This window comes from Stackebrandtia soli (genome assembly GCF_965137155.1).
Taxonomy (GTDB): Bacteria; Actinomycetota; Actinomycetes; order Mycobacteriales; family Micromonosporaceae; genus Stackebrandtia; species Stackebrandtia soli.
In genome coordinates this window covers 42,502-46,237 of sequence record NZ_CBCRZX010000036.1, presented here as the reverse complement: position 1 = coordinate 46,237, position 3,736 = coordinate 42,502, and the positions used below count along the sequence as shown (strand labels likewise).

At 64.4% G+C, this 3,736-nt stretch carries 2 protein-coding genes and 1 pseudogene; all 3 read left to right on the top strand.

Annotation, left to right across the window (positions count from 1 at the left end; translation table 11 throughout):
- Positions 1-190: pseudogene (locus ACM9NP_RS18195) on the top strand (peptide ABC transporter ATP-binding protein); the annotation flags it as partial.
- A gap of 707 nt (positions 191-897) precedes the next feature.
- Positions 898-1,914 carry an ABC transporter permease gene (locus ACM9NP_RS18190; RefSeq protein WP_415647933.1) on the top strand — a complete coding sequence of 339 codons (1,017 nt, stop codon included), beginning with the start codon at positions 898-900 and terminating at the stop codon, positions 1,912-1,914.
- Between the two features lie 49 nt (positions 1,915-1,963).
- The gene (locus ACM9NP_RS18185) at positions 1,964-3,691 is read left to right on the top strand and encodes an ABC transporter substrate-binding protein (RefSeq protein ID WP_415647932.1); all 1,728 of its coding nucleotides are present in this window, start codon (positions 1,964-1,966) and stop codon (positions 3,689-3,691) included.
- The last annotated feature ends 45 nt before the right edge of the window (positions 3,692-3,736 follow it).

Sequence of the window (3,736 nt, the reverse complement as noted above, 5' to 3'; positions counted from 1 at the left end):
GTGTTTCAAGGCGCGTGAGGAGTGGGCGAAGACGGCGTCTGATGAGGACAAGGAGACCGTCCCGGCCGCCGAACAGGCCCCCGACATCTGCAAGAACGAAGTCCCCGAACTCAAGGTCCGTCCAGGTGGGGACCACCCTTCGGCGTGCCATTTCGCGCAGCAGCGCGACGTCATCCACGCGGTCGACTAGCGGCTCCCCCGATCGCGCGGCGGAGCGAGAGCCCGCCCCGCGACAGCGCACATGTCTACTGTGGGGTCAAGGGGCCTCGCGCCTTGACTGTTGAAAGATGTCCATGCGTGTATCGCTAGGCAGGCGTGGCCGGTGCCCGTGAAACAGGTGTCCGACCGGACGGTGTCCTCCCCGTCCGGTCGGTCGCCGACGACCCGGCCGTCGTCGTCCCTGTCCGGCCGTCTCCCGCGTTGTGACGGGAATTGACGGACAGGACAGTCCTCGGTCAATAATCTGTCCATATTCAAGCACAGTGGAATAATTCTAATTCCACTGTGCTTGAATATTTGAGATCCATAATTATCAATGCTGTTGGCCTGTTCGGTTGAGGTGGCACCCCCCGAATGGTCCGACGGCTTTCATTGTGTTACCCGTGGGTTCCGGTGACGTTTCGCTGGGCTCGCAAGGTGATCCGTTGTGTCCGAGTTGTTATGTAAACGATTGCGGGTGGTGTTCCGCACTCCCGGATACGCGGGTAATTTCAGTCACCTGAGGTAATCGGCGGTGGCATGTATCACGAGTGTCGGCGACGACGCGTGGTGTGACGCGGTGCGTACGCGGCACGGGTCGGTGGTTGTCTCGGGACCGAAGAATGGTCGTCACTCGGCATCGCCCACATCGGCGGTGGTGGCGGCGGGCGGACAGATGCGGAAGGAAACAGTGACGCGATGACCGAGCGGACGCTGGTGAGTGAGACTACAGTGGAGGCTTCACTCGGCGAACCCGAGGTGGTGGGTCCAAATCCTCCCAAGGAGATTCAAGGACGTTCCCCCGGGCAGCTCGCGTGGATCCGGCTGAAGCGTGACCGGACCGCCTGGGTGACCGGCGGGATCATCCTGCTGATGCTGGTCGCCGCGTACGGGGCACCGGTGCTGGCTCAGCTGTACGGCACGGACGCCCTTGAGCAATACCCCGAACTTCTCGACGGCCGAGGCATTCCCCTCGGTTTCGCCGGTATCGACGGCAATCACTGGCTGGGCGTCACGCCCGTCATCGGCCAGGACGTCCTGATGCAGCTCCTGTACGGCATCCGCACCTCGGTGTCGATCGCGATCGTCTCGGCGATCGCCGTGACCGCCTTCGGCACCATCATCGGCGCGATCGCCGGATATCGCGGCGGCAAGGTGGACGCGGTGATCAGCTGGGTCGTCGACCTGATGCTGAGCTTCCCGTTCCTCATCTTCGCGCTGGCCACCGTCCCGATCATCACGAACCTGATCCTCGGCGGACCCGCGACGCGACCGTTGTGGCTGTCGGCGTCGATGCTGCTCATCGTCTTCCTGCTGTTCTCCTGGACGGGCGCGGCGCGTCTCGTCCGCGGCCAAGTGTTGTCGCTGAGGGAACGCGAGTTCGTCGAAGCGGCGCGCGCCTCCGGCGCCGGTATGTGGCACATCATCTTCAAGCAGATCCTGCCGAACACCTGGGCGCCGATCCTGGTCTCGTTCTCGCTGACCGTTCCGTCGCTCGTCGCCAGCCAGGCGTACCTGGCGTTCCTCGGCGTCGGCATCGGCAACCCGCACCCCGACCTGGGGCGCCTCGTCGCCGACTCGGTCGGGTCGATGCAGTTGATCAACGGCTGGTTCCTGCTGTCGGTCTCCGGCGGCACGATCTTCCTGCTCGTTTTGACGTTCAACCTTTTCGGGGACTCGGTGCGGGATGCGCTGAACCCAAGGTCCACCAAATGATTCCGGCCGTCCCCCGGCCGGGTTGTGAAGAAGAAATAGGAGCACGACAGTGAAACGACAAGCCAAACTCGTCGCTTTGAGCGGCGTGGCCTTGGCGCTGGTCGCTTCCGGATGTAGCAGCAATACCGGAAACGATTCGGACGGCGCGAAAGACCACACGGAATCCTCCACCGACATCATCGGCACCGCCGAGGACTCGAAGGGGCCCGCGAGCGCGATCGACGGAGCCAAGGAAGGCGGCGAGATCACCATTCTCGGCCGCGACGACCTGGTTCACCTCGACCCGGCCCGTGCCTACGTCAGCTCGTACATGATGGTCGGCGGAGGCCTGTTGTGGCGTTCGCTCACCGGTTATCGCGAGGAGATGGACGGCACCGTCAAGCTCGTCGGCGACCTCGCCACCGACCCGGGCACCGACGTCAACGGCGACTGCACCGTCTGGGAGTACACCCTCAAGGACGGTCTGAAGTACGAGGACGGCTCGGACATCACGGCCGAGGACGTCGCCTACGGCGTCGCCCGCTCGTTCTACAGCAAGATCGGCGACGGCCCGCAGTTCCTCCAGGACTGGCTCGACCCCGAGCGCAAGTACGAAGGCCCCTACGACGGCGGCGAGAAGATCCCGCCGGGCGTCGCGGTCGACGGCAAGAAGATCACCTTCACCTTCTCCCAGGCCCGTTGCGAGACGCCGTTCGCGGTCGCTCTCGGCACGACCTCCCCGGTCCCCGAGGCCGAGGACAAGGGCGAGAAGTACGACGACCGTCCGTTCTCCTCCGGCCCGTACAAGATCGCGGACCGTACCCTCGGCGAGAAGCTGACCCTGGAGCGCAACGAGCACTGGGACGCGAAGACCGACCCGCTGCGCAACGCCTACCCGGACACCTACTCCTTCGAGTGGGGCTTCGACACCAAGGACATCGCCAACCGCATCGAGGCGAACCAGTCCGGCGACGAGAACGTCATGACGCTGGGCAGCATTCACCCCGAGGTCCTGCCGAACATCCTGGCGGACAAGAAGTCCTACGGCGACCGCCTCATCACGGCGCCGCAGAAGTACAACGCGTACATGGCGATCCACACCGAGCACATCACCGACGTGGACCAGCGTCGCGCGCTCAACCACGCGTTCCCGCGTGACCGGTACATGCAGATGACCGGTGGCACGGACGCCAACAGCCCGTCGACGACGCTCATGGCGCCGACGGTTCCGGGTTGGAAGGAATACGACGCGTACCCGTACGACGTCGAGAAGGCCAAGGAACTCCTCGGCGGCGAGTCGCTGAAGATCCGTTACGCCTACCCGGAGACCCCGCTCGAGGGCAAGATCGCCGACATGCTGGTCGAGGAGTACGGCAAGGCCGGCATCGAGGTCGAGGCCGTTCCGATCCCGACCGCGGACTACTACGGTCAGATCGCGGTTCGCTCCAACGACTTCGACCTGTACTGGGCCTCCTGGGGCCAGGACTGGCCGTCGGGCTCGACCGTCATCGCGCCCGTGTGGGGCGAGGACGGCCTCGCCGACGAGGGCGGAAGCAACTACAGCTTCTTCACCGCGCCGGAGATCGAGAAGCGCATCGACGAGATCGAGGCCATGCCCGTCTCCGAAGGTCTGCCCCTGTGGGCCGAGCTCGACGAGACGATCATGAAGGACTACGCCCCGTCGATCCCGATCAGCTACTCGATCGGTAACTGGATCACCGGTTCCGACATCGGTGGTCTGTACATCAGCCAGGACATCAGCACCATCGACGTCCGCAAGCTCTTCCTGAAGAGCTAGTTCGACCGCGAGCTCGCGTGGTCGACGTCGTCGGCAGCCGCGAGA